Origin of the sequence: Bacillus sp. BB081 (genome assembly GCF_008368895.1) — a bacterium.
In the GTDB taxonomy this organism is placed as follows: Bacteria; Bacillota; Bacilli; order Bacillales; family Bacillaceae_G; genus Bacillus_A; species Bacillus_A wiedmannii.
Window position 1 is genome coordinate 1 of the sequence record NZ_QOZX01000152.1, and the last position, 804, is coordinate 804.

Annotated in this window: 1 protein-coding gene; it reads left to right on the forward strand. The window is 41.4% G+C overall.

What is annotated here, in order from left to right; all coding sequences use genetic code 11:
- On the forward strand, window positions 1-723 hold a 723-nt coding region (locus DN394_RS28785; RefSeq protein ID WP_149294475.1), incomplete at its 5' end, for an ABC transporter permease.
- Window positions 724-804: the final 81 nt, after the last annotated feature.

Genomic DNA, 804 nt, shown 5'->3' on the forward strand with positions numbered 1-804 from the left:
TTTCAAGATGACCACTTCTATCAGGTTCTTCGTAACACACTGGCAATGAGTTTCATGGGGCTGGTGGCAGGATTTGTAGTACCAGTCATTTTTGCCTTAATACTTAATGAAGTCCGCATTGGGGTAATGAAGCGATTTGTACAGACCGTATCTTATCTGCCTCACTTTGTATCATGGGTAGTTGCAGCAGGGATTGTTACCAAAATGCTGTCCACAGATGGTGGTGTTGTAAACAGTATATTGCTAGGTCTCAATCTGGTCGATCAGCCGATTCCGTTTATGTCTCAAGGACATTGTCTTTGGTATATCGTCACCAGTGCAGATATTTGGAAAGAAACGGGTTGGAACGCAATTATTTATTTGGCTGCTATTTCAAGCATTGGGCCCGAACGATATGAAGCTGCACGAGTAGATGGTGCCAGCCGTCTAAAACAAATGTGGCATATTACACTACCGGGCATCCGACCGACCATTATTGTGCTTCTCATTATGTCTATTGGTCACCTGCTAGGTAATGGCTTTGAAAAGCAATTTCTGCTAGGTAATCATATGGTCATTGATTATTCTGAAGTTCTTGATTTGTATGCGCTTAATTATGGACTGTCCATGGGTCGTTATTCATTCGGTACAGCGATCAATATTTTTAACTCGGTGATTAGTCTGTTCTTGTTGTTTGCAGCGAATGGCATTTTTAAACGTGTTACTAAAGAAAGCATTATGTAAGGAGGAAGAAATGGGAACTGCCAACAGTACGACATCGGCTAGCCGTTCTAAAAATAAACTACATACCAAATCGATACAGGA